The 22990-nt window shown below is 61.9% G+C and carries 24 protein-coding genes; 12 read left to right on the forward strand and 12 right to left on the reverse strand.

Annotated elements, in window-relative coordinates; all coding sequences use genetic code 11:
- The first annotated feature begins 17 nt into the window (after window positions 1–17).
- Window positions 18–488 (forward strand): hypothetical protein, encoded by a 471-nt coding sequence (locus tag U2H20_RS04100; RefSeq protein ID WP_430593225.1) that lies wholly within the window; start codon window positions 18–20, stop codon window positions 486–488.
- A gap of 23 nt (window positions 489–511) precedes the next feature.
- On the opposite strand, the gene U2H20_RS04105 is transcribed toward U2H20_RS04100, so the two are convergent.
- Together U2H20_RS04105 and U2H20_RS04110 are read right to left on the reverse strand one after the other, a co-directional pair.
- Window positions 512–994, reverse strand: a complete 483-nt coding sequence (locus U2H20_RS04105) for a hypothetical protein (RefSeq protein WP_430593226.1) — start codon at window positions 992–994, stop codon at window positions 512–514.
- A gap of 162 nt (window positions 995–1156) precedes the next feature.
- Entirely contained in the window at window positions 1157–2056 is a 900-nt protein-coding gene (locus tag U2H20_RS04110; protein ID WP_430593227.1) for an aldo/keto reductase, read from the reverse strand.
- A gap of 110 nt (window positions 2057–2166) precedes the next feature.
- Between U2H20_RS04110 and U2H20_RS04115 the strand changes: the two genes are divergently transcribed.
- Window positions 2167–3084: a helix-turn-helix domain-containing protein gene (locus U2H20_RS04115; protein ID WP_430593228.1), complete on the forward strand. Its 918-nt coding sequence runs from the start codon at window positions 2167–2169 to the stop codon at window positions 3082–3084.
- Between the two features lie 28 nt (window positions 3085–3112).
- Here U2H20_RS04115 and U2H20_RS04120 read toward each other — a convergent pair whose 3' ends face one another.
- Window positions 3113–3472, reverse strand: coding sequence for a VOC family protein (locus tag U2H20_RS04120; RefSeq protein WP_430593229.1), 360 nt, complete (start codon window positions 3470–3472; stop codon window positions 3113–3115).
- A 172-nt stretch (window positions 3473–3644) separates the two neighbouring features.
- On the opposite strand from U2H20_RS04120, the gene U2H20_RS04125 reads away from it, so the two are divergent.
- Both U2H20_RS04125 and U2H20_RS04130 read left to right on the forward strand, forming a co-directional pair.
- A complete protein-coding gene (locus U2H20_RS04125; protein ID WP_430593230.1) occupies window positions 3645–4256 on the forward strand; it encodes a hypothetical protein in 612 nt (203 codons plus the stop codon).
- An 85-nt stretch (window positions 4257–4341) separates the two neighbouring features.
- Window positions 4342–6633: a LuxR C-terminal-related transcriptional regulator gene (locus U2H20_RS04130; protein ID WP_430593231.1), complete on the forward strand. Its 2292-nt coding sequence runs from the start codon at window positions 4342–4344 to the stop codon at window positions 6631–6633.
- A 44-nt stretch (window positions 6634–6677) separates the two neighbouring features.
- Here the strand turns inward: U2H20_RS04130 and U2H20_RS04135 are convergent, their stop codons facing one another.
- Window positions 6678–6914, reverse strand: coding sequence for a hypothetical protein (locus U2H20_RS04135; RefSeq protein ID WP_430593232.1), 237 nt, complete (start codon window positions 6912–6914; stop codon window positions 6678–6680).
- A gap of 493 nt (window positions 6915–7407) precedes the next feature.
- Here U2H20_RS04135 and U2H20_RS04140 point away from each other — a divergent pair, with 493 nt between their 5' ends.
- Window positions 7408–8667, forward strand: a complete 1260-nt coding sequence (locus U2H20_RS04140; protein WP_430593233.1) for an MFS transporter — start codon at window positions 7408–7410, stop codon at window positions 8665–8667.
- Window positions 8668–8770: 103 nt separating this feature from the next.
- Complete coding sequence (locus U2H20_RS04145) at window positions 8771–9331, forward strand: NADPH-dependent FMN reductase (protein ID WP_430593234.1); 561 nt, start codon at window positions 8771–8773, stop codon at window positions 9329–9331.
- A 94-nt stretch (window positions 9332–9425) separates the two neighbouring features.
- On the opposite strand, the gene U2H20_RS04150 is transcribed toward U2H20_RS04145, so the two are convergent.
- Window positions 9426–10277, reverse strand: a complete 852-nt coding sequence (locus U2H20_RS04150; protein WP_430593235.1) for a hypothetical protein — start codon at window positions 10275–10277, stop codon at window positions 9426–9428.
- Complete coding sequence (locus tag U2H20_RS04155) at window positions 10274–10480, reverse strand: helix-hairpin-helix domain-containing protein (RefSeq protein ID WP_430593236.1); 207 nt, start codon at window positions 10478–10480, stop codon at window positions 10274–10276. The genes U2H20_RS04150 and U2H20_RS04155 overlap by 4 nt, the downstream gene beginning before the upstream one ends.
- Before the next feature lie 135 nt (window positions 10481–10615).
- On the opposite strand from U2H20_RS04155, the gene U2H20_RS04160 reads away from it, so the two are divergent.
- Window positions 10616–11218 carry a TetR/AcrR family transcriptional regulator gene (locus U2H20_RS04160; protein WP_430593237.1) on the forward strand — a complete coding sequence of 201 codons (603 nt, stop codon included), beginning with the start codon at window positions 10616–10618 and terminating at the stop codon, window positions 11216–11218.
- A 91-nt stretch (window positions 11219–11309) separates the two neighbouring features.
- Window positions 11310–11879 carry a PaaI family thioesterase gene (locus U2H20_RS04165; RefSeq protein WP_430593238.1) on the forward strand — a complete coding sequence of 190 codons (570 nt, stop codon included), beginning with the start codon at window positions 11310–11312 and terminating at the stop codon, window positions 11877–11879.
- A 39-nt stretch (window positions 11880–11918) separates the two neighbouring features.
- Here U2H20_RS04165 and U2H20_RS04170 read toward each other — a convergent pair whose 3' ends face one another.
- Together U2H20_RS04170 and U2H20_RS04175 are read right to left on the reverse strand one after the other, a co-directional pair.
- On the reverse strand, window positions 11919–12821 hold the full coding sequence (locus U2H20_RS04170; protein ID WP_430593239.1) for an alpha/beta fold hydrolase: 903 nt from the start codon (window positions 12819–12821) through the stop codon (window positions 11919–11921).
- A gap of 146 nt (window positions 12822–12967) precedes the next feature.
- Window positions 12968–13963: an NADP-dependent oxidoreductase gene (locus U2H20_RS04175; RefSeq protein WP_430593240.1), complete on the reverse strand. Its 996-nt coding sequence runs from the start codon at window positions 13961–13963 to the stop codon at window positions 12968–12970.
- A 293-nt stretch (window positions 13964–14256) separates the two neighbouring features.
- On the opposite strand from U2H20_RS04175, the gene U2H20_RS04180 reads away from it, so the two are divergent.
- Together U2H20_RS04180 and U2H20_RS04185 are read left to right on the forward strand one after the other, a co-directional pair.
- On the forward strand, window positions 14257–14793 hold the full coding sequence (locus tag U2H20_RS04180; RefSeq protein WP_430593241.1) for a CGNR zinc finger domain-containing protein: 537 nt from the start codon (window positions 14257–14259) through the stop codon (window positions 14791–14793).
- A 7-nt stretch (window positions 14794–14800) separates the two neighbouring features.
- Window positions 14801–15910, forward strand: a complete 1110-nt coding sequence (locus tag U2H20_RS04185; RefSeq protein WP_430593242.1) for an epoxide hydrolase family protein — start codon at window positions 14801–14803, stop codon at window positions 15908–15910.
- A gap of 11 nt (window positions 15911–15921) precedes the next feature.
- Here the strand turns inward: U2H20_RS04185 and U2H20_RS04190 are convergent, their stop codons facing one another.
- The 4 genes from U2H20_RS04190 to U2H20_RS04205 all read right to left on the reverse strand — a co-directional run bounded on the left by U2H20_RS04190 (window position 15922) and on the right by U2H20_RS04205 (window position 20788).
- Window positions 15922–16602 (reverse strand): hypothetical protein, encoded by a 681-nt coding sequence (locus U2H20_RS04190; RefSeq protein ID WP_430593243.1) that lies wholly within the window; start codon window positions 16600–16602, stop codon window positions 15922–15924.
- A 121-nt stretch (window positions 16603–16723) separates the two neighbouring features.
- Window positions 16724–18292 (reverse strand): PepSY-associated TM helix domain-containing protein, encoded by a 1569-nt coding sequence (locus U2H20_RS04195; RefSeq protein ID WP_430593244.1) that lies wholly within the window; start codon window positions 18290–18292, stop codon window positions 16724–16726.
- Window positions 18293–18403: 111 nt separating this feature from the next.
- The gene (locus tag U2H20_RS04200; RefSeq protein ID WP_430593245.1) at window positions 18404–19075 is read right to left on the reverse strand and encodes a hypothetical protein; all 672 of its coding nucleotides are present in this window, start codon (window positions 19073–19075) and stop codon (window positions 18404–18406) included.
- Between the two features lie 24 nt (window positions 19076–19099).
- Window positions 19100–20788, reverse strand: a complete 1689-nt coding sequence (locus tag U2H20_RS04205; protein ID WP_430593246.1) for an ABC-F family ATP-binding cassette domain-containing protein — start codon at window positions 20786–20788, stop codon at window positions 19100–19102.
- A gap of 270 nt (window positions 20789–21058) precedes the next feature.
- On the opposite strand from U2H20_RS04205, the gene U2H20_RS04210 reads away from it, so the two are divergent.
- Complete coding sequence (locus U2H20_RS04210) at window positions 21059–21928, forward strand: SDR family oxidoreductase (RefSeq protein ID WP_430593247.1); 870 nt, start codon at window positions 21059–21061, stop codon at window positions 21926–21928.
- 2 nt (window positions 21929–21930) lie between these two features.
- A complete protein-coding gene (locus U2H20_RS04215) occupies window positions 21931–22944 on the forward strand; it encodes an NAD-dependent epimerase/dehydratase family protein (RefSeq protein WP_430593248.1) in 1014 nt (337 codons plus the stop codon).
- Window positions 22945–22990: the final 46 nt, after the last annotated feature.

Raw genomic sequence — 22990 nt, forward strand, 5'->3', positions numbered from 1 at the left:
CATGGGAAACTCACAGCATGACCTCGATGAAGAAGTTCCTGCTCTCCGCCCTTGCTTTCGGCGCACTCATCGGTACCGCGGGATGCGCATCGAGCCAGCAGGAGCCCGCGTCGGAAACTCCTGAACCAGCGGAGATCCGGCAGAGCGACGTCACGTACGCAGATCTCGACATCGCCCCCACCGACAGCAAGCCTCTTCCGAGCGCACTACCGGCCGACTCGCTCGAAGAAGCTGACCGGGATTCTGCACGCTGGGTCGGAGAGTTCAAAGGCATTGATCTGTGGCTCATGGAAGGAACCGGCGAGGTGACGGTGTGCCTGCTCGCATTCCCGGAAGATGGTGCGTGGTTCGCAGGCTGCGGATGGGAATCCGTGGCAATGAACGCCGGAGGCGGACCGACTTTCGAAGTCATTCACGACGACGGTGCGGTACCAGAGAACCTCAACGCAATCTCCGCCAACGTCTTCACAACTGCTCCGCTTGAATAGCGGCCCGAGGAATGATCCTCGAACTACAGCAAGAAGTTCAAGACTCCGAGGACGATCACCGCGACAAAGAGCGTGTTGAAGATTGCTGTGGCGACCGCGGCAATCGCGATGATCCTCCGGTTCAGACCCGCTGCGCTCATGATGAGCACATTGAGCGGCACGCTCACCAGGAACCCACCGATGAACATCGCAATCGGGATCCCCCATTTTTCCACCCGTCGAAGCACCCGACGCTCTCGCGCGCTTCGCGATCGCTTCGCCCCGACCGTCCCGCCGAGCTGCAACGCGAGCAGTGAAACCACGATGGTGCCGAGCGTTGCAGCGATGATCGTCGCGACCGTTGGCGCTCCAGCCGCAATTCCGATGCCGGCTCCAACATCACCCTCAAGAAACGGGATCATCCCGATCGCGAATACGGCGAGCACCTGCAGGGCATCAGGGAGCGGATCCACCGAGGTCTGCAACCAGTCGATGAACGATCGGACCTCTGGGAAAATTTCTGGCAACGGCCCCTCCACCTCTCAGCGTCAGCTCGCTGCAGAAGCGCAACGAGCGAACTCAAGCCTTTCGCGGGCCCAAGCGCTTCGGTAGTGAGGTTCTGTCACGACAATTCGCGACACTTCTCCCATCAGTCATTCAGTCATTCAGCCGTTCAGTCATTCAGCCGTTCACTCGTTCGGGATCTCGCGACCGTGGCTTTCGAGCGTGATGAAATCAGGTGCAGGCCCACCTCGAACCCCTGTATCAAGTGCGTCGATCGCTGCAATCTCCTCTGCGGACAAGGTGAAATCCGCAACGTCAAAGTTTTCGCTGATCCGACTCGGAGTGACCGACTTCGGAATCGCCGAGCGCCCCTCTTGCACGTGCCAGCGCAACATGATCTGCGCCGACGTCTTGCCGTGTGCGTTCGCGATCTCAACAAGTACTGGTTCCTCGAGCGTGCTCTTTCGAGCATCGCCATACCCTGGGTAGAAGGTGATTCCACCGATCGGTGACCATGCTTGCGTCAGAATTCCATGCTCGGCGTGGAGCGCCTGCAACTCCTTCTGCTGGAAGTACGGGTGCACTTCGATTTGGTTCACACTAGGAACGATGCTCGTTGCTGCGAGGAGTGCCCGAAGGTGGTCGGGAATAAAGTTACTCACCCCGATCGCTCGCACTTTGCCGCCCACCAGGAGTGATTCCAACGCACGATACGCCTCGATCGTGCTCTCGAACGCACTCGGGAGCGGTTGATGCAGGAGCACGATGTCGATCTGATCGAGACCGAGTTTGCGAGCACTCTTCTCAAACGAGTTGAGGGTGCTCTCGAACCCGTAATCGCTGATCCAGATCTTCGTTTCGACAATGATCTCGTTCCGAGGAACTCCGGATGCGGCGATCGCCTCACCAACTTCTCGCTCGTTCCCATACGCGGCAGCCGTATCGATGTGTCGATAACCGACTCGCAGTGCTGCCTCGACCGCCGCTTTCGTCTCGTGCGGAGGGGTTTGGAACACGCCGAAGCCGAGCGCCGGGAGCGTTACCCCGTTATAGAGCCGAAGTGATGGGATCGAATTCGTTGTCATGCCTCAAGGCTACGAACGATGACAAAACCCTGGCAGGTTCTCTTGGAACCCCGCTCGTCAGGCCCCCACAGGGCCTCCCACTTTGCTGTCGCTCGCCTTACGGTGGAGGAATGGATCTGAAGGATGACACTCGCGAGTTCTTGACGACTCGTCGTGCAAGGATCACGCCCGAGCAGGCGGGACTTCCGGCGTACGGTGGCAATCGTCGTGTGCCTGGGCTGCGGCGCGAAGAAGTCGCGATGCTTGCCGGCGTGAGCGTGGACTACTACACCCGCCTTGAACGAGGAAATCTCAGAGGCGTATCCCAATCGGTGCTGCATTCGCTATCGGAAGCGCTCCAACTGAACGAGGCCGAGCGCGGCCACCTGCTCGATCTCGCTCGCACCGCGAACGAATCCGGGCGGGTTCGAGCGAGCAATCGTGAAGTCACCGCACTTCAGCTTCGACCAGCGGTGCAGCGGGTCCTTGATGCCATGGAAGGCACACCGGCGTTTGTGCGCAACGCCCACCTCGACATCCTCGGGGCAAATGAGATGGGTCGAGCGCTCTATTCGCCGATCTTCGAATCAGCCACCCGATTTGCGTGGACGACAGTGAACACGGCGCGATTCCAGTTCCTCGACCCGAACGCAGCACGAGCATTCTGGGGAGATCGAGCATCTCGGATCAGTCAAGACGCCGTCGCGATTCTCCGAGCCGCCGCTGGGCGTAACCCTTTTGATCGGGCACTCTCTGATCTCGTTGGTGAACTTTCAACCCGGAGCGAAGAATTTCGCCACCTTTGGGCGACGCACGATGTGCGATATCACCGCTCTGGAACGAAGACCTTCTTCCATCCCGCCGTCGGCAAAATCGAACTCGACTACGAAGCGCTTCTCCTTCCGGGTGACCCGGGCTTACAACTCAATGTGTTCACAGCACCCGAAGGCTCAGCGTCAGCGGATGGACTCACACTGCTGGCGACGTGGTCGGCGGAATCCGAGCAGAGCGCAACCGAGCAGGCAGCACAACGCCCCGAGAGCTCGTAGCTGCTCGGGGCGTTGGCGAAATGACTCGCTAGCTGTTCGAAACGAACAATTGCAGGTCGTTGCCTTCTGAGTCTTTGAACGGCAGGAATCGTCCCCAGGGGTAGTCGCCGATCTCGTCGGTGATTTCGACGCCCTGCGAGACGAGCCGATCGCGCTCGTCTTCGATCGATCCCTCGGGATAGAACGTAATGACTGCGCCGCCACCGTCGGTGTTCTGCTTCGCGGTTTCGTGCCCGTTCAAGCCAATGGTGAGCCCACCCTTGATGGTCGCTTCGCTCCAGTTGGTGTCTTGCTGTTCGATGTCGAGTCCGAGCACCTCACGGTAGAAGCGAATCGCTCGCTCCATGTCGCTGACGGGAACCCACACTGCTGCTACGGAATTTGCCACTTCAGATCTCCTTCGGTGTCGAGGGGTACAACGCTAGTCGCCCGTACCCCTGTTACCTAGCGGTTCCTCTCAGCGCGAAGTCGAAGATTCCGCGCAGCAAACCCGATGCCGAGCAGCCGCGTGAATATAACGATTTCGGATTCCCTCCTGAGACTCTGCAACCCTGGAATGCATGGCACACCTCGTTGACCCCACGCAGGAAGCACCTGCTCGTGATCGCGAGCCACACCCCAGTGGAGTGCCGAACCCGCTCCGCCGGATGCCCGAAGTGCTCGCGCTCGAGCACAACGGTCGCCAATGGCTGAAGTCACGAGTGACGCACTCGAGCGGACTCTTCTTCAGCGAGATCTTCCGCTGGAACGGCGCCGGATGGGAATGGCAGGGCAGCTACGAAGTGCCAGACGAAAGCGAACACTCGCGCTTCTGGTCCGGGCTGTTTTTCGACGGCCCGGTGCGTGAAGTCCCGACGCCGCAGGATCTTCCCGCACCGATTGCTCCGCGAAGCTTGATCGTGCGCCTGCAGGAACTCGCTGACATGCCACTGGTTTCGTCAGATTGGCTTCTGCGCCTGCCGAGACACCTTCTGCGGGTGGTGTGTCTCGTCGTCGTGCTATTGACCTTGGGGACCGTCGCGTATTTGTCGTTCATGAGCGAAGTCGATCTGAGCGGACCCCTGTTGACGTCGATTCTTTTCATGACCATCGTGCCAGCGTCTCTCTTCGCATTCGCGTACGAGGAGCGCCTGATCGGTTTTCAGAGCCGCTGGGTCGTCAAGCGGCATTGAGCTGATCGCGCAGACGCACGATTGTCACGGAGCGGCACCTCGGAAATTCAGGGCAAGAGCGGCATTCCGGACTAACGTTGCACCTATGTCCTCGAGTTCGACCGTCACCGCACTCGAACGCGGTCATCTGCTCGAGCAGCTCGCGTCAGCCCCTCGAAGCGTCTCGCTCCTCGGCCCGCGAGGAGCCGGAAAGACAACCGTTCTGCAGCAATTTGCATCCCGTGAGCCCCGAGCGATCTGGTACCCGAGCCCTCAGGCCGGCTTCGACGGATCGACCATCGTCCTGATTGACGACGCAGAACAGGTCACCGAGAAGCAGTGGTCAGAAGTCGTTGCCGCCTACGCCGCAAATCCGCAACTGAGAGTACGGATCGCGGCGCACTCGATCAATGCCGTGCCCGAGAAGCTTCGCGGTGAAATCTGCGATGACCTGTACTTCACGCGGAAAGAAATCGGCGAGTATCTCTCGCTGCGGCAATCGACTGCCAGCGCGCGCATCGCCGAGCTGGTCACCATGGGCCACCCGAAGTCACTCGCGATCATCGCTCAACCCGGGCTGACGAGCGAACCATCCATGCGAGCTGCGCTCGGCCACGCAGCGACCGAACCGCTCCCCCGGCATCACAGTCGATTGAGCGTTCCGCATTCCCTGACCGCCGGTCTTTCGCAGACGCTCAATGCCGACGCCGAAGTACTCGCAGAGGCTGAGCGCGACGGGCTCGGTCGATGGACTTTGGACGTCGGAGTTCGGGTGTTCAACTTCACACCGACGGTTCGGATGGCGACGCAGCTCGAGAATCCTCTGTCGCCCGAGGCTCGTCGCCGAATTCATCTTCTTGCGGCACAGCAACTCCTCCACGACGAGGCGTACTTCGGTGCGGTCGCGGAAGCTGCGGTGAGCGGACAGTTCGAGATCGTGGATGCCGCAATCAAACGCTCAGGCCTCACACTGCTCAATGCAACAGGGCCGATGCTGTTGACCGTGCTCGAAGGAACTCCTTTGCGCGCACTTCGACGACACCCCATCACCGCCTTCGCGGTCGCCGTGATGTACAACGCCCGGAGAAAGCACGTGTTGAAGGCGGTCGAGTTCTTCGGCGTCGCACTGATCGGGGCGAAGACAGCGGTTCGGAGTCCGGCGGATCGCGCCTTGATGAAAGCGATCGAGAGCATTGCACTTCGAGTGACGAATAATCTTGACGGCGGCTTGCGCGCTGCAGTCGCTGCGAAAACCTTGCTGGAATCTCTCGATGACGAGGAACGCTTCGAACTCCGGGGCGTGCTCGGGGACGTGCACCAGCACGTTGCGATCAGCTTGTTCTACGGCGGTCGGTTCGAAGCGGCCCGGGCGATGTTCGAGCGAGCGTCGAACACTGCGAACCGGCGCGCCACCGAACTCGCCGCGCTCGGTGGAATCGCCCTCACCGAGGCGCTCCGAGGGAATGTCGTGGAAGCCGAAGCGTGGATCGCGACGACGTTCGAGCAGCATTGGCCGTCGGAGATGCTGAACGAGTATCCGGGGAGTTTCCTCACCATCGCGCAAGCCAAGGTCGCGATCGAGCGCGGCGACTTCGAGGCCGCTGATGAGGCATTGCAGTCGCTCGATCCCATCCTCGAAACGATTGAGCACTGGCCCGTGATCGCGGGCGTGCGAGCGCTCCTCGATGTCCTGCAGGGCCGCGCGCATGCCGGCCAGGAATCGTTCCGTGCTCTTCGTCAGCGGCGAGGACGAGGAATTCGAAACAATCGGATCGCACGTCGAGTGCTGGACCTCTCCGATTCGCTGCTCTCACTCGCGGTCGGGAACCGGTCGGAAGCGTTCTCTCTTGCCAGTGACGACCATGATTCCCCCACGGTGAAACTCGGCGTCATCCGGAACCTGATCTTCCAGGACCAGAACGCGAAAGCGCTCGAATTGCTCTCGAAAACCGAAGGTGTCTCCCCCGAGTCGAAATTGCTCCGCTTGACGTTGCAAACACTCGTGTTGCACCGTCTCGGGCGAGAAGAGGAAGCGGAAATCACTCTGCGCTCCGTCACCGCGCTCGTGCAATCGTTTGGCGTTCGCTCACCTCTGATGCTCATTCCTGCGAGTGAGCGCGCACTCTTCGCGGATCTCCTCCTGGACGCCCCGACACCGCTCGAACAAACAGAATCTGCCCCCACCCTGACCTCGCGCGAGCAAGTCGTGCTCGAGGCGCTGTTGAAGGAATCGAACCTCGACTCCATTGCTCGCACGCTGCAGGTATCGCCGAACACGGTGAAGTCGCAGAAGCGATCGCTGTTCAGAAAACTGCAGGTCAACACGCGCGAACACGCGCTTGCTCGTGCACTGTCACTCGGGCTGCTCGGCGAAACGACGGACCTGCCACGTTCCTAGAGTGAGGCGGGTTGCGAGCATGAGCGCACCCGCTCCGCGAGCGCTCAGATCGAGATACCGGCCTTCTGCGGTTCCTTCGCCCGCTCTCGTGCGCGCAGTCGCACCCCGAGCGCGAAGATCACTGTCAAGCAGCTGACGATCGCCGCAATGAGGCCGATTTGCCCGGTTTCGTTTGATTGTGAATGCAGCAGCGCCGAGGCAGCGACGCACAGCAGCACGATCCCCAAAGCCAGCACGGTCAGACCACTGAGCACTCGCTGCGACCTCGGCTGAGTCGCCACAAACCGAATCACCGAAAACCGAATCACCGAAAACCGAGTTACCAAAAGCCGAGTCGCCCAAAACCGGAGGGTTCCCAACCGAGTTGCGTCGAACCGAGGCTCCCAGATCGGTGGTGTCGAGCGAGTGCGCACGGTGGTGTCCTTCAACTTCTCGGGCAAGAGCGTGAGCCAGACCAGGAACTCCCGTGGCTCTCCTCTCATCATCAGGAGGGGTGACCTCGGTGACGCTGGAACCGAAGTAATTTCACCCTGCTTTTCACCCAGTTCTGGGGCCCCGTGTTTGCGGGGCTCATTGCCAGACCTCCTCGCGGTTGATGTGATCACCCACGCGATCGCGGACCGGCAGGTGCGCTGAGCGCATCGATTGCCGCATCGATATGTGCAAAGATTCCCTCGATGCCTTGCGTCATCCGGAACCGGTTCATGTCGTCCACGCGCAGCGCACACACCTCTCGAACGCCAGATATCCCCCAGTGTTCAGAAAGAGCTACTGATGCAATCTCGCCTGTTCTGGTCACTCCTGTTCGCCGGAATCGCTTTGAATGCGATGTACGCGGCGGTCGCCGGAATGATCGTGCCTGCACAAATTGCACTTGCGGAACCGGCGAATAAAGAGCCGACCCTCGCCTTGGTGATGACGGCATCCTCGATCATCACCATCATCGTTCGGCCGCTCGCAGGCGCCGCCTCCGATAGAACTCGCACCCGATGGGGTCGCCGATCCCCGTGGATCCTTGGCGGAGCCCTCGTCGCAGCAGCCCTCATGATCGCAAGTGGGTTCGCAACCTCAGTGGTCGCAATCGCGGGATGCTGGCTGATCTTGCAACCCGTCCTCAACACCATCGAAGCACCATTGGATGCCGTGCTCGCCGATCGACTCCGAGTACACGAGCGAGCTCGCGGCAGCGCGTTCGCGGGCGCCGGTGCGGCCATCGGACTCGCGGCGGGCACCGCGTTCGCGGGACTCGCGCTCGATGATCCGCAGTTTCTGTACCAGTGCCTCGCGATCGTGCTCGTGCTGACGATGCTCGGCTTCGTCTGGTTGAATCCGGAGCGCAACATCGCGCGAACAACCGTGTTCGTCCGCCCGAAGATCGCCTGGAAAGGCTCTGGGCTGCCGCTCCTTTTCGCAGGCAGATTCGTGCTCGTACTCGGCCATCAGCTCGTGATGACCTACCTGCTCTACATCGTCATGGATTTCACGAATCTCGACGTCGCCGATGCGGGTCGAACCGTCAGCACCCTCATCGGCGGACATATCGTCTGCATCGTGATCGGAGCGTTCCTGGGCTCCCGGTTCGTGATGCCGTATCGAGTTCGATGGCTCCTGATTGCCACCGCAATCATCGCTGCCGGACTCCTGGTGCCACTCGTTTCACCAACGCTCGCCGGCCTCGCCATCTACGCCGCGATTGCAGGGCTCGGTCGTGGAATCTTCTTGACGGCGGATGTCGCACTCATGCTCGACCTGCTTCCCTCGGGCGCAGACAGCGGTCGCGATCTCGGATTCCTCGGCCTCGCCACCGTGCTTCCCCAAGTCTTGGCTCCGGCGATCGCGGGATCGCTCCTGATTGCGACTGCGAACTCGTACAGCGTGCTCTTCGCGTGCGCCGTGATCGGAGTCGTCGGATCGGTGCCGTTCATCATTCGACTCCGGCGCGTGCTGCGCGCACGAGTCGTCGCAAGCGAAGCCGATGGCACTCACGATCGCACGACGTCGAGCGACCTTACGGCCAATGGTGAACGCTCCTGACGATCACCCGGGATGTTCGCGCAAAGACGATTCTTCCCAACTCCATAGGAAGCTCTTCTACGCTGAACACACCGTTTTTCATCGAGGAAAGTGAGCACTCCGCATGACCGACCTTCGAATTGCAGTCATTCTCGGCAGTACCCGACCGGGCCGCAACGGCAAGAGCGTTGCCGATTGGGTACTCGAACAGGCAGCCGGCCGTGACGCCAGCTACGAACTGATCGACCTCGCCGACATCAACCTTCCGTTCTTGGACGAGCCGACACCACCATCGTTCGGCGCGTACGAAAACGAGCACACCAAGCAGTGGGCGGCGAAAATCGCTCAGTACGACGGCTTCATCTTCGTCAGCCCCGAGTACAACCACTCGACCTCCGGCGTGCTGAAGAACGCGATCGATTATCTCTACGCAGAGTGGAACAACAAGGCCGCCGGGTTCGTCTCGTACGGCAGCCTCGGCGGTTCGCGAGCGATCGAGCACCTCCGCGCGATTTCCGCAGAACTGCAGATCGCGCACGTTCGTCAGCAAGTGAGCTTCTCACTGTTCGACGACTTCGAGAACTTCAGCGAATTCAAGCCGGGACCGCAGTACGCCGAACAGGCGACCGTGCTGTTCGATCAGCTCGAATCATGGGCTGGAGCGTTGCGGACCGTTCGCAGCTAAGCCAGTGTTCGCAGCGAACTGCTGCAGGAGAGAGCGTCACGAGCAATCGTGGCGCTCTTTCTCGTTGCGGCTGCGAGGTTCGGTGATCCGCGCTTCAATACATCGGGTCGTCGGCAACCGCTGCGACCCAGGATCGCTCAATCATTGAGAACGGAACGTGCTCCGGCTCTGCAAGCGGGTCGAGCAGGATCACACCTTTCGATACCGTCATCGAGCGGTTATGAAACGCGATCTCGATCGAATTCTCGATCGTGCGGAGGGCACGCCACTGCTCGCTCGGAGTCATCGGGTAGGAAAACCACGCGGTTGCGTCCATGACGTTCGAGGGCCGCAGCAGCGCTCCGAGGAGTTGCCCATGCCCTCGCACCACACGGTCCGAACTGAACGACAGCTCTCGCTTGCCCGTTCCGATCTGCAAGTCGCCGACCGCGAGGGATGCGCCGTTCTCGAGGGTGAATTGGTACGTGATTGGTTGCGTAGGAAAGTGATCGGCGGAATGCCGCTGCAGGTGACGCGCGATGCCAAGCGCAACCTGTCGCCGCCGCATTGGATCCATCCCCTGATTCACGACGGTTCGAGCGGCGTGTGCCACAGCGTTGTCGGAGTCGACATGCGGATCGCGATTGACAACCGTCCCGGGCCACCGCGGCTGCTGCGGCAACGCCATCCGGATCTGGTGCTCGACAATGGTGCGCTGCTTGTCCCTCCGCGCTGCAATGGCACTGGGGATGACAACGAAGAGCACGAACGCAGGCGCGGCACCGTACAACAACCACGCCATCAGGCCGGAAGTATCGCCAGCTGCAAGGCGCGAGAACTGCACGACGCCAACGATCGCTGTCACCACAACAAGGAGCGCGAGGCCCGCAGAAAAGATGCGCGGAGCCCAGAGTTTCGGCATCGCCGCGCGCTCGAACGGTTCCATTGCCGCGTACACGCCGTTCACGCCGAGTGCTCTCTGCTTGCGCGCAGTCGCTCCACCGCGACCGGGCCGACACCGTGCAGTGCGAGAAGTTCATTCAGGTCCGAGGGTAGGTCACGCTGCTCGGCGAACCCGGCAGCAATGAGTGCGCCGGTCGCCGGCCTGCCGATCTTCACTCCGTCAAAAGTGTCACTGTGCTCGTTCGAGAGCTGTTCGCCGGGCGTCATGGAACCACGGTACCGAGAGAACCTGGACTCTCGCGAAGAGAACAAGCACCCCAGCGCGCTCGCTCAGCGCACCGCATCCCAACATTAATTATGAGTAAACTCAAGATTGAGCGAAACGGCGTGAAGGGATTAATCGTGACGGCAGCACAGCAAGCCCCTCTCGGCCGTCGAGAGCGCAACAAGCAAGACAAGCTGAACCGGATCATCGAATCGGCGAGCGCGCTGTTCTCGAAGCACGGCGTCGACGAGGTCACGACGCAGATGATCGCCGAGCACGCCGACATCGGAGCCGGCACGCTGTTCTTGTACGCAAAAACGAAGGGTGAACTCCTTCTCCTCGTGCAGAACGTGCACTACGCGCAGGCTCTCGCTCAGGGTCGCGCTGCTGCTGCGAACATCGATTCGCCACTTGACGCGGTGATGGCGATCGTCACTGAAATCGTGACCTGCAACCGCGTGCACGTCGACAATGGGCGCACCTACCTGCGCGAGATGGTGTTCGGGAACCCTGCCGAACCACACCATGCCGAGGCGCTCCGAATCGTCGCTGAGACCGACGAGGCGATCGTCGAGGTTTTGACCAGAACCGGCATGGAGAAAACGGAGCAGGCTACGACGCTCGCCCGGATCGTTTCGGCAATCATGTTCGTGAGTATGGCCGCGAGCCCCAATGCCGCCGCAAGCGAACACGAGGTCGTCGGACAAATTCGTCAGCAGTGCGAGGTTCTGATCTCCTGATGCCGCCCCCGGCGGAATCGCACACGCGATCCCGAGGCCGACCGGATCAGTCGCTGCCCACGATCGTCGCCGCGATCGTTAGGGTGAAGCCATGAACGACGAGGATCACGCAAGAGCCAACTCCGGGTCGACCCGAGCCAACCAGCCTGGCCACCCCGACAAGTCAAAGACCCTGCACTACTTCACCCCCGAGCAAGACAAGCGAGCGCTCTTTGCCCGCCCCGGGATCGAGCAATTGCGTGCGGTTGCAAACGGCGAGTTCCCGCCGCCTCCCATCGGAAGTCATATCGGTCTGGAATTTTCCTCGGTCGAGGATGGCGAGGTCGTCATGACCGCAGTGCCGGACGAGTCGCACTACAACCCCGTTGGCTCCGTGCACGGCGGCTTCTTCGCGACCCTGCTCGACTCCGCCTGCGGATGCGCCGTCCACACGACGCTTCCCGCTGGGGTCGCGTACACCTCGCTCGAACTCAAAGTCTCGTTCCTGCGCGCGATCACCGCTGAGACCGGCATTGTCACAGCACGCGGCTGGGTCACGAAGCGCGGCCGGAGTGCAAGCTTCGCAGAGGCCGAGATTCGCGATCAAGAAGGCCGCGTGCTCGCGACCGCATCGAGCACGTGCCTCATCATCCCCTTGCAGGAGGCCACAAGCGATCGTTAGGAGCGCGCCAAACTTTCGGCTTTTGCTGAAGAAAGTGCCCTACGCGCTCTGCGACCCGGCAGCTTCTCTCGGCCTGGCAGCGCCATCGGCGAGGAAGCGAGACGCGAGCGGAGCAAAGTCCGTCCAGTGCTGAAAAATTCCTCCGTGCCCGGAGTTCGGATAAATCTTCAACTGTGATCCTGCGATTCGACGATGCATGTCTTCAGAGAGCACACTCGGCACCATCCGGTCGTGATCACCATTGGCGATCAGGGTCGGCTGCGTCAGCGCAGAAAGATCCGATGGAGCGCTCCTGCCGTATCGCTGAATCGCTCGAAGTTGCGTCTGGAACGCCTTCGTGCTGATCGGCGCATCCCGATCTTCCGTGCGCTCCTGCAAACGCTTGATGAACGCTTTCGCTGCGCGCTTGCCAACGGCATCTCGATTGAAGAAGAGGAACTCCTTCGGATCGGAGCGCGTGAGCGTCGCGCGGAGCACGTCAAAGTAGGTGGTCCGTGCAACCTTGTCGATGTCTTTTCCGCCGCGCGGACCCGTGCCGGTGAGCACAAGCCGTCGGACCAACTTCGGATGCTTGACGGCGAGATCCTGGGCGATCATCGCTCCCATCGAGAACCCGAACACATCGATCTCTTCAAACCCGAGAGCACGAATGAACTCGAACGCGTGATCCGCGGCTTCTTCGAGCGTGTCCGGCACCGTTCCCGTCGATGCCCCAACCCCACGCTGATCGAATGCGATGACGTGTCGGTGCTGCGCGATTGGATCGAGAATTCGCGGGTCCCAATTATCGAGCGTGGCCGCAAGGTGCACGAAGAACACGACTGGCACCCCGCCTTTCGGACCGAGCTCGCGGTAGGCGTACTGCACATTCCCGACAGCCACGGTCTGCGTTTTCGCGTCGGCGTACCGTGCTGCCGAGGCCGATGATGTTGAAGCTTCCATACTGATGCTCATTCCTTCAAAAGTTTGACGTCACGAAAGTGAAAAGCGGCGGCCGAAGATCGGCAGCGTTGTGATCGGTCAGCGCTTCAGGACCCAGCGATTCAAGACCGATAGCTGCGGGCCTTGGTGCGTCAGGACCCGCAGCTTCACGCGGAGAGGACGACGACCTTGCCGCGGAATCCGCCGGCCTGCAAGGTCTCGAGCGCTTCGGGCGTCTTCTCAAAGGGGAAGGTCGATGCGAGCACCGGCCGCAATGCGCCATTCTCAACGAGTGCTGTGATCTGCGCGAGCTGTTCCCCGCTCGGGTGCATGAACAAAAACTCGTACTGCACACCGAGACGCGACGCGAGCTTCCGGATCTTGCGACTCAAGCCTGCAATTGCGAGCCGCATGATCAAGCCAAGCCCTGCGGTCCGAGCAAACGCGGGGTCTGGTGGGCCTGAGATGCCGACAACCTTCCCTCCTGGCCGCAGGATCCGCAACGACTTTTCGAGGTTTTCTCCGCCGAGACTGTCGAGCACGAAGTCGTAGCCAGAGAGCATCGATTCGAAGTCCTCGTTGCGATAGTCGATCGCGACATCTGCGCCGAGCCCGCGGACGAACTCGAGATTCGACGCACTTGCGGTCGTTGCAACCGTGGCGCCAAGGTGTTTTGCCAGCTGGATGGCGATCGATCCGACACCACCCGCTCCGGCATGAATGAGCACCTTCTGCCCTGGCTTCACCTGGCCCCGCTCGACGAGCGCCTGCCAGGCAGTCAACGCGACGAGCGGCAGCGACCCGGCTTCAGCCGCGGTGACATTACTTGGACGATGCGCCAGATCTGCCTCATCAATTGCAATCAGCGACGTGAAGCTACCGAGTTGAGCCTGCGATGGCGAGGAATACACCTTGTCGCCTGCCACGAACTTCGTCACCGAACCGCCGACTCGGATCACTTCGCCCGCGAGATCATGACCGAGCGTCTGCGGAAGTGCGTACGGAAGGATTTGCTTGAACTCCCCTGTACGGATCTTCTCGTCGATCTGATTCACACTCGCCGCTTCAATGCGCACCAGGACGTCTCGGGAGCCGAGCTGCGGCTCGGGCATGTCGCGAAGTTGGAGTGGATCGCCGTATTTCGTGAGAACGAACGCTTGCATGATGATGACTCCCTGAATCTCGCGCCCCGCTCGAATGAGGCTCGAGGGGTCCGCGCGTCGTACTCGTTGTAGAAATACTGACTGAACTCAATTATGAGTATCGTCACCTTCCGTGTCAAGTCGTCACGCACGCGAACCGCAATTCAGGCTCGGGCTTGGGTTCGGGCTTGGGTTCAGGCCCGGGCTCGGGCTCGGGCTCTAGCTCGGGTTCGGGCTTGAGCTCGGGCTCCGGCTCGCACTCGGGTGTAACGCAATGAAAGCAGTTGATCCGTTACGTGATCTATGCTGGGCACATGGAGAAGAATGCACTCGCGGCAATGATCGCTCTCAGCGCGACACGACCCGAGGGCGTCTGGCCCGAGCAACTCGATCTCACGGCGTTCGGCACGATCATCGGCGAGTTCAGCCCCGCTGCACGGCGGATCACCCGCCTGGCGGACGCGCGCGAAATACGTGATGCGATCGCCGGGATCCTGCTCGATCAGACCGACGAACACGCCGCGGCGCAGCTCGACCGACTCGTGAGCGAGCATGCGATAGTTCCAACCGTTGCGGCCCAGTCAATCGGCTTCCGCTCGCTCCGTTCAGACCCGCGCAGTCTCGTGTGGTCCGAACTCCTTCCGCCCCTGATGACGGCTGTAGCCACTGGTCGCCGCCATGACATTCGCCGGTGCGCGAGTGCACCGTGCATCACGCCATTCCTTGCCGCCTCGGCGGAAACCGCGCGTGAATACTGTTGCGTGCGGTGCGCCACGAGAGATCGAGTTCGGCGACACCGAGCCAACACAACAGCCTCGAGCAACTCGGTTCGCACGAAGCACAGGGAGTGAGACGTCCATGAGAGCGCACAGTCGCAAGTTTTCGCCGTTCGCAATACAGACATCCGATGCGCAAGTGCAGGATCTGCGCGATCGATTGCTGCGCGCGCGGCTCCCCATCGCGACGCCGGGTGCCGAGTGGTCACGGGGTATTCCCGTTCCTCTGCTGGATTCGCTCAGAACACAGTGGGTGGAGCAGTTCGATTGGCCCGCACTCACCACGCGACTGAACACCGAGCACCAGTACCGGTACGACCACGAGGCAACGAACTTGCATTTCGTTCACCGGGCAGCGCACGAGACCGACACGCTACCCGTGCTCACGCTGCACGGATGGCCCTACACATTCGCGCAGATGCTCCCGCTTGCCGATGCCCTCAACAGGAGTCGACCACTGGTGGCTCCGTCACTTCCCGGATTCGCGTTTTCTCCTCCCCTGCACACCGAGTTCAGTGCGCGTCGCGTCGCCGAGCTCATGCACGATCTCATGACCGACCTCGGCTACGAGCGCTACCTCGTCTATGGCGAAGACATGGGGGCACCGATCGCCGATTGGATCGCAGGGCTGTATCCGGAATCGGTCGCAGGGATCATCGCGACGCATCCTTCGTTTTCGGCGCAAGCGAGACCCGAAATCGAACTCGCCCCAGAAGAACGCAGGTTCCTGGCGACGACGATGCTTCGCGAAGAGTCGGGCTACGCGCTGCAGCAGGCAACCAGGCCCGACACACTCGCAGCAGCAGTCGGAGACTCCCCGCTCGGATTGCTCGCGTGGATTATCGAGAAAGTCGCCGCGTGGAGTGATGGCGGTCATGCCACCGGCATCGAGCGATTCGATCCAGAGGAACTCCTGACGCTCGTTTCGCTCTATTGGCACACGAACTCCATCGGCACGAGCTTCAGAACCTATTGTGAGCCAGGCGATTTCGATGCCCACCCTGTCGTCGGAGTGCCCGCGGCACTTCGAATTCAGACCCACGAGGCCGGCTACCCGCGGAGTCTCGCCGAGAAGAGCTATCTGGATATTCGCTCGTTCGAGCGCCTTAAATCTGGGGGCCACTTCACCGCGTGGGAAAACCCAAAAGCCGTGGCCGATGCGATTGCCGAACTCGCGGCAACGCTGTCGTGAGCGCGACGCTTTTACGCTTCTGGCGACTTGGATGATGCGAAGGCTGAACGAATTCGCACCCACAGTGGGTCTGCTTCCGACATGCCAGAGGTCAGCCGGAACACTCCGCCGAATTGTCCGAACCCGCTCGCAAGACCAATGAGGCCGATGGCCAATGCCGAGAACGACATGATCTCGAGACCATTGAGGAGGTCGCGGACGAACAAGGAAACCCCGCCGATCCCGATGAGTGTCGCGAGCGTTGCCGTCGTGATGCGGACGAACACGCGCAGTTCGTAATGCACGGTCCGCGCGCCGACCCAGCCTGCAGCATTGCGTTGGCGCCAGCCTTGTCGGTACGGGAGGCGGAGCCACCAGACCGCCGCGTCCAGCACCACCCTGCCGGATCGCCAGAGCATCACAAGAATGGCGATTCCAGCGAGACTGATGAGGCCCGCGAGCACCACCACGAGCAGATCGACCGTGGCGACCGGGCCACCCAATCGCACCATCTCATTGGCCGTGCCGATGGCGACGAACGCGCCGATCGTTGCCATGAAGAATGCGGCGAATCCCAACCACCACCGGGTGAGTCGTTCATAGTCGCGGCGCAACTGACTCGCTGCCGCGTCGGCCTCAGCAGGTTTTGCCGCATCGCCACCGGACGCGCGAATCGCATCTCGCGAACTTGGAAGAATCAGTGCAAACGCCATGCCAAAACCGTACGCGATCGACCTGCGGTCGTGCTGAGACGGGCCGAGGAACAACAACGCATACGCACGTTGTCCCGCCGCAGAGGGTCGCGCAGGTGAACGCGCGACCCTCTGCGGGCATTTAGCTCGAGACTTCCGGCGCCGAATTCCTCGAGCTGCGCTGCGACCTCCGTCGCATGATCCCGACCACCACATCGACCAGCAGGAACGCAGCGAGCGAGATTCCCATGAGCGGCAAGAAGATGCCAATGGCGGCAGCGGCTGCAAGCACCGCGGCGATCCCCCACCACGGCGCTCGAGTGATCGCCCCGCGAGTTGGCGGCGCACCAACCTTCCGTGCGGGATCGCGGGTCGGTCGGCGCTGCCACCACATCACGTAGCCCCACACCACCATCGCCGCGATTGCTGTCGCCATGACGAACAGCACAATCTGGTTCGGAAGACCGAACATTGTTCCCATATGCAAGTCGATTCCCCAACGACTGAGCTTTGCAATGAACGAGAACTCGGCGAAGTCGACTCGATCCACGACTTCGAGTGTCCCGGGGTCGATCGCAACCGAGTCGACCTCGGTCGGAAAGCTGCGCTGGATCTCTTGCACGACCCACGCCGTATCGCTGTCGCCCGGCGGCCTGATCTCCACGAGCCCCGTGTTGACGTTGACGTCCTGCGCAATCGCGAGCACCTCGTCGAACAGACTCGAATCGAGGTCTCCAGCGGCCTCACCTTCCGCGTGGCCATGGTCGTGACCGTCGTGACCGTCGTGTCCGGCATGCGCGTCGTGACCATCGTGTCCGGCATGCGCGTCGTGACCATCGTGTCCGGCATGCTCGTCGGATTCACTCGCCGCAGCACCGAGTGCAGTGTTGAGCGCGGGAGTTTCCCAGCCGACAGCACTGCGCAGGGCACTGAAATTCGCTCCCCCGTACTGCGACCAGGTGATGCCCGTCGCCGAGAGAAAGAGGGCAACGAGCAGCACCCAAACGCCGGCTGAGGTATGCAAGCTCCGTGTCCTCGCGAACCCTTTGGCTCGAAGATCGGGTCGAAGGAGATTCTTCTTCTGTTTCGCACTTCGCGCCTTCCGATACCGCATCACCCACAGCACGATGCCTGCGAGCGCAATCACTCCGAGCCAGGACGCAGCAAGCTCGCTATAGAGGCGACCGGCGTCGCCGAGGTGCAGGCTCCGGTGGAGCTGATCGATCCAGGTTCGAAGCGGCAGCTGCCCTGAGGTGCCGTACACGGTGAAGTCGCCGTGCACTTCGCCTGTGCCCGGGTCGATGAAGATCGCGCGGGTCTCGCTCGCGCCGAGTTCCGGGTCTGCATACATGACACGGGTCGTGTCACCAGGCTCGGGTGCTGGGCGCACCGCAGCAATCACGGCGTCTGACCCGACGAACTCGTTTGCGATCGTGACCTGCTCACTCAAGGAGAGGGAGGTCTCAGTCACCGGCGCGGTCAGGACGTCGGCGTACACCAGGCGTTCGAGTTGCGGCGTGAATGCGTAGAGGGCGCCACTGGCTGCGGCGATCAGAATGAATGGTCCGATGAAGATCCCCGCATAGAAATGGAGTCGCATCAGGAGCTGGGCGAACCACCCCTCTCTATTTCTTGGGGTTCGCCGTGTGGGCGGTGATGGTTGCGGCGCATCGGCGGGCACGCTGATGTCGCCAGTGACGGCATTCGTCATTGGGTTCCTTGTCTCAAATGTTGGGTCCGGAGGGCACAACGAACGGCCCCTGCACGGGAATCAGTGGTGAGTACGCCACAGGTCCGCTGCAGCGGGAGTGGCAATCAACATTCAGAGAACGACAGGCGGACCTCGACGTTGCACGATCGCCGAGCTTCTCGTGCGCAAAGCTGGCACCCAGTCGAGTGTCGTCAGTGCAGTGTTCGGCGCCGATGCAATGGGAAGTGGTTCGTGGAGTCGAGTGCGCCGCAGGAAGAGTGCCGCAGCGATCTGCTTCACCGAGGCGAAGGCAACAAGAATTGCTTCGCCGTGCGCGAGGATCAGCGTCGTGACCACCGCTGCGAGCGCGTGCATCACCCACATCAGCGGACCATCGTGGCCCGAGTGCGATGCACCCGTAGCGAGGTCCGATGTTGCCGCGGAGAACGCCGCGTGCCCGCTGTGATCGTGAGACGACGCTGCTGGAGCCGCACTCGGCGCCGTGGCTCGCTGCGCCCCGAAGACGAAGAGCGTGTGGAACAGGAACTGACTGACCGTGACCGAGAGCCCGAGCCTGGCGACACTGTTTCGGAGTTTGGCGAGCAGGAGGCACACCGGCATGGCAAGGATGAGCGGAATCACGATCCCGAGAAGCCCTGGCATCGCTCCGCCACCGAGCAGGTGCGAGATCAGCGCGATGCAGGTCGCGGTGACCGCGGCAACACCGGCGAGTTTCGCCTGCGAGCGCCGGGTGGCCGCACTCTTCGTTGCACTACGGTGACGCGACGACGACTCATTCGTCATCGCCGCCGCATACACCCTTCAACCTTATCCGCGCAGTTCCCGATCGTGCTCGTCGCCCTCGGTGTGCTCCGTGCCCGATTCCTGACGAGGCTCGAGCCGGAGATGTGGCCACTCGGCGACGTCACGCAGCAGCTGGCGATCGTGACTCGAGACCACGACCGCTGCATCCGTGGCGCCGAGCGCCTCCGTGAGTTCATCGACGAGCGCGATTGAGAGGTGGTTCGTCGGCTCATCGAGAAGGAGCACCTGCGGACGAGTGGCGAGCACCATCGCCAGTTCGAGCCGACGCTGCTGCCCCATTGACAGTTCGCCGAGGCGTTTTCCCGACTCTCGCGTACGCAGCAGTCCGAGCTGCGAGAGTCCGACCAAGGTGCCGGTCTTGAGCACACCGTTCGAGACCTGGGTTTCGAGATGCTTCGCGAAGACATCGTTCGCTCGCTCGTCGATTGGGAGCGAAGATTCCTGTCGCAAGAATCCGATCCGGGCACTCGAGTGCCGAATGATCGCGCCGCTGCTCGGCGGCATGTCGCCGGCGAGCAACTGCAGCAACGTCGACTTCCCTGCTCCGTTTGGGCCGGTCACGACGAGGCGATTTCCCGCAGCAAGCGAGAGTGACACCGGCTCGTTCATCCGACCATCGAGGTGCAGCTCGTGCGCATCGAGCAGGGTCACACCAGTGTTCACTTCGATGTCTGGAAAGCGAAATACCTGGGGCGGCTCCGGCACCGTGACCGCGTGCGCGTCGAGTTGTGCTTGGCGCCGGTGCACGCTCTGCACGAGTCCGCCGGCGCGCGTGGCGCGACCGTGCTTGTTCGTGCCCTTCTCCGGTCGCCACCCGGAAACAAGCCGGTTTTGTGCAGCGCTCAGATTGTCTTGCAACCTGAGCTGCTCCGCCTGCTGCCGTTCGAACGCTTGCTCCCACCGCTCGCGCTCAGCCAGGCGCCCCTGTTGATACCCCGCATAGCCGTCGCCGTAGACGCGAGGCAGCTGGTCGAAGGTGGGGTCGAGATCGACGATCGTGTTCGCCACGTCGGTCAGGAGCGCGCGATCATGCGTCACGATCACGACTCCCCCGCGGCGTTCACGAATCCGAGTGGTCAAGAATTCGAGTCCGCTGCGGTCGAGATGATTGGTCGGTTCGTCGAGGAGCAGAAAGTCGTCGTCTGCGCCGAGGAGGCAAGCAAGCCGAACGCGATACCGCTGGCCGACCGAGAGTTCGCTGAGCGGCTTGGCCATGTCCGTCTCTGCATCGAGTGCTTCGAGGGCGATCATCACGCGACGCTCGGCGTTCCAGGCGTCGAGCGCCTCCGCATGTTCGAGAGCCTCCGCATACCTCGCCGCGGTGCTGCCTGTTTGGAGCGCGAGACCTTCGGCGGCGAGGTCGAGTTCGGCGAGCGCGGCAATTGCGGGTGCGATCGCCTCAGCGACCGCGGCACCGACCGTGCGGTCGCCGTCTGCTGACATCTCCTGCTCGGCAACACCGATCGTCCCGAGACGCTGCACTTCGCCTGCGTCTGGAATCAGTGCCCCGCTCAGCACGTGGAGCAGCGTTGACTTGCCCCTTCCGTTCTCGCCCACAATCGCAATGCGAGCGCCGGGCGTGACAGTGAGGGCGACGTGAGTGAGTACGGGCAGGGAGCCTCTCGTGACACTGACCGAGGTCGCGGTCAGTTGCGCACGATGGCGCGCAGAATGAGTGTGTGGTGTTTGCATCGTGAATTCCTTTGGAAGGCGCACTGATCGCACGATGATTCGACCTGCGGAACAGGATGATCGTTGCGATGGAGTGCGCGAAAACGGCGACCCGGAACGGGTCAGTACGGAGCGGCCGCCTGCGAGAAGCCTTGCTTCACGCGCGGTGGGCCTGCTCGGCCGTTAGAGGAAATACAAAAGCACGCTCCAAGGGTAAGGCATGAGAAGACAAGACGAAAGGCCTCGGTCGGGGCTAGCGTGGATGCTGGCAGCACCTCGAAAGGAACCCCGATGAATCAGGACGACACTCCAATTGGCATCACCGGCAGCACCGGCTTCATCGGCGGACGCGTCGCTGCAATGCTCTCCGAACAGGGCGCGAACCTTCGGCTCCTCGTGCGCGATGCGTCGCGGGCTCCGCAACTCCCGGCATCGTCATTGCACGAATGCGGGTACGGCGACTTCGAAGCGTCGAAGCGTGCGCTCGAGGGCGTTGCAACACTCCTCATGGTTTCCGGCGCGGAGAGCGCTGATCGGCTCGCACAGCACCGCACCTTTGTTGATGCGGCGGCCGCAGCCGGGGTTCGCCACGTTGTCTACACCTCGTTCGCGGCGGCCGCACCGGATGCAACCTTCACGCTCGCGCGTGACCATTTCCACACCGAGGCACACATCAAGTCCTCGGGGATGCACTGGACGTTCTTGCGCGACAGCTTCTACATGGACGTCATGGAACCCTTCGTCGGCGAGGACTCCGTGATCCGCGGACCGGGCGGCAACGGGAAGGTGGCGCTGGTCGCTCGCGCAGATGTCGCCCGTGCTGCTGCGGTGATCCTGTCGAAGCCGAACGAACACCTCGACACGACCTACGATCTCACCGGCCCCGAAGCATTGTCTTTCGCTGAGGTTGCCTCGACGATCAGCGACGTCCGTGGCACCGAGGTGCAGTTCTACGATGAGAGCCTTGAAGAAGCCTACGAATCACGAGCGTCGTATGGCGTGCCCGACTGGCAGGTCGAGGCGTGGGTCAGCACGTACACGGCGGTCGCGAGCAACGTCATGGCGACGGTGAGCGGTGACGTCGAGCGAATCACCGGCGCTCCCCCGATGCGCTTCGAACAGTACCTGAGCGCGACCGATGCAAGAACGGAACAATCCTGACGATGCGAGCACTTGTGCTCGGAGGAACCGCTTGGCTCGGTCGCGAGATCGTACGCGCTCTCCTCGCTCGAGGCGCTGACGTCACCTGCCTCGCTCGGGGCGAGTCTGGGCCGACTGTTGAGGGCTCCACGCTGCTGCAGGCCGATCGACAGCAGCCCGATGCGTACGACGGAATCACCGGCGATTTCGACGCGGTCATCGAACTGGCCTACGAACCGGATCTTGTTCGTTCCGCTCTCTCTGCCCTCGCACACCGAGCGGCACATTGGACGCTCGTCTCGAGTGTCTCGGTGTATGCCGACAATGATGCACCGCACGCGGACGAGGAATCGAGACTCGTTGCGCCACTCGACCTCGATCAGTATCCGGACGCGAAGGCTGCTGCAGAGATTGCCAGTATTGATCAGCTCGGAGATCGACTGCTCGTCGCGCGCCCTGGACTCATCGTCGGGCCCGGGGACCCGAGCGACCGTTTCGGATACTGGCCGATGCGTCTGCAGCGCGGTGGCCGAGTGCTCGTGCCGTCGTTTGATCGACGGTTTGTGCAGGTCGTCGATGTCACCGATCTCGCACGCTGGATCGCAACGGCCGCATCATCGAATCGCACGGGAATCTTCAATGTCGTCGGCAATCCAATCCCGATGGCGCAGTTCTTCGAAATCGCGGCCACCGTCGCCGACTTCTCGGGTGTCTTCGTCACAGCCGAAGACGCGTTTCTCATGAACGAGGGCGTGAATTTTTGGGCCGGGCCTCGATCGCTGCCGCTTTGGCTTCCTCTGGACGACGGCGGCTTCGCCCAGCGCGACAACGCGAAATTTCTTCGCAGCGGCGGCTCGCTGATGCCCGTCGACAAGACGCTCGCCCGTGTGCTCCAGGACGAATCAGAGCGAGGACTCGACCGAACACGCCGCTCCGGGCTCTCCCGCGACGAGGAATCACAACTCCTCGACACCGTGATGTCCCAAGCGAGCAGTGGCCGCTCATCATCGAGTGCACGTCGAGAGAACCTCGGATGAGCATCGAAGTGTCCCACCACGCCGTCGAAGCCCAACTTGCGCACAG

The organism is Humidisolicoccus flavus (genome assembly GCF_045689595.1).
Taxonomy (GTDB): Bacteria; Actinomycetota; Actinomycetes; order Actinomycetales; family Microbacteriaceae; genus Humidisolicoccus; species Humidisolicoccus flavus.

What these genes read in the sequence shown, in the direction of transcription:
- U2H20_RS04170 (WP_430593239.1), bottom strand. Translation starts at nt 12,821, where the DNA reads ATGGAAGCTTCAACATCATCGGCCTCGGCAGCACGGTACGCCGACGCG.
- U2H20_RS04115 (WP_430593228.1), top strand. Translation starts at nt 2,167, where the DNA reads ATGGATCTGAAGGATGACACTCGCGAGTTCTTGACGACTCGTCGTGCA.
- U2H20_RS04180 (WP_430593241.1), top strand. Translation starts at nt 14,257, where the DNA reads ATGGAGAAGAATGCACTCGCGGCAATGATCGCTCTCAGCGCGACACGA.
- U2H20_RS04215 (WP_430593248.1), top strand. Translation starts at nt 21,931, where the DNA reads ATGCGAGCACTTGTGCTCGGAGGAACCGCTTGGCTCGGTCGCGAGATC.
- U2H20_RS04155 (WP_430593236.1), bottom strand. Translation starts at nt 10,480, where the DNA reads ATGACGCCCGGCGAACAGCTCTCGAACGAGCACAGTGACACTTTTGAC.
- U2H20_RS04140 (WP_430593233.1), top strand. Translation starts at nt 7,408, where the DNA reads ATGCAATCTCGCCTGTTCTGGTCACTCCTGTTCGCCGGAATCGCTTTG.
- U2H20_RS04200 (WP_430593245.1), bottom strand. Translation starts at nt 19,075, where the DNA reads ATGACGAATGAGTCGTCGTCGCGTCACCGTAGTGCAACGAAGAGTGCG.
- U2H20_RS04145 (WP_430593234.1), top strand. Translation starts at nt 8,771, where the DNA reads ATGACCGACCTTCGAATTGCAGTCATTCTCGGCAGTACCCGACCGGGC.
- U2H20_RS04130 (WP_430593231.1), top strand. Translation starts at nt 4,342, where the DNA reads ATGTCCTCGAGTTCGACCGTCACCGCACTCGAACGCGGTCATCTGCTC.
- U2H20_RS04165 (WP_430593238.1), top strand. Translation starts at nt 11,310, where the DNA reads ATGAACGACGAGGATCACGCAAGAGCCAACTCCGGGTCGACCCGAGCC.
- U2H20_RS04110 (WP_430593227.1), bottom strand. Translation starts at nt 2,056, where the DNA reads ATGACAACGAATTCGATCCCATCACTTCGGCTCTATAACGGGGTAACG.
- U2H20_RS04100 (WP_430593225.1), top strand. Translation starts at nt 18, where the DNA reads ATGACCTCGATGAAGAAGTTCCTGCTCTCCGCCCTTGCTTTCGGCGCA.
- U2H20_RS04125 (WP_430593230.1), top strand. Translation starts at nt 3,645, where the DNA reads ATGGCACACCTCGTTGACCCCACGCAGGAAGCACCTGCTCGTGATCGC.
- U2H20_RS04175 (WP_430593240.1), bottom strand. Translation starts at nt 13,963, where the DNA reads ATGCAAGCGTTCGTTCTCACGAAATACGGCGATCCACTCCAACTTCGC.
- U2H20_RS04210 (WP_430593247.1), top strand. Translation starts at nt 21,059, where the DNA reads ATGAATCAGGACGACACTCCAATTGGCATCACCGGCAGCACCGGCTTC.
- U2H20_RS04185 (WP_430593242.1), top strand. Translation starts at nt 14,801, where the DNA reads ATGAGAGCGCACAGTCGCAAGTTTTCGCCGTTCGCAATACAGACATCC.
- U2H20_RS04195 (WP_430593244.1), bottom strand. Translation starts at nt 18,292, where the DNA reads ATGACGAATGCCGTCACTGGCGACATCAGCGTGCCCGCCGATGCGCCG.
- U2H20_RS04205 (WP_430593246.1), bottom strand. Translation starts at nt 20,788, where the DNA reads ATGCAAACACCACACACTCATTCTGCGCGCCATCGTGCGCAACTGACC.
- U2H20_RS04190 (WP_430593243.1), bottom strand. Translation starts at nt 16,602, where the DNA reads ATGGCGTTTGCACTGATTCTTCCAAGTTCGCGAGATGCGATTCGCGCG.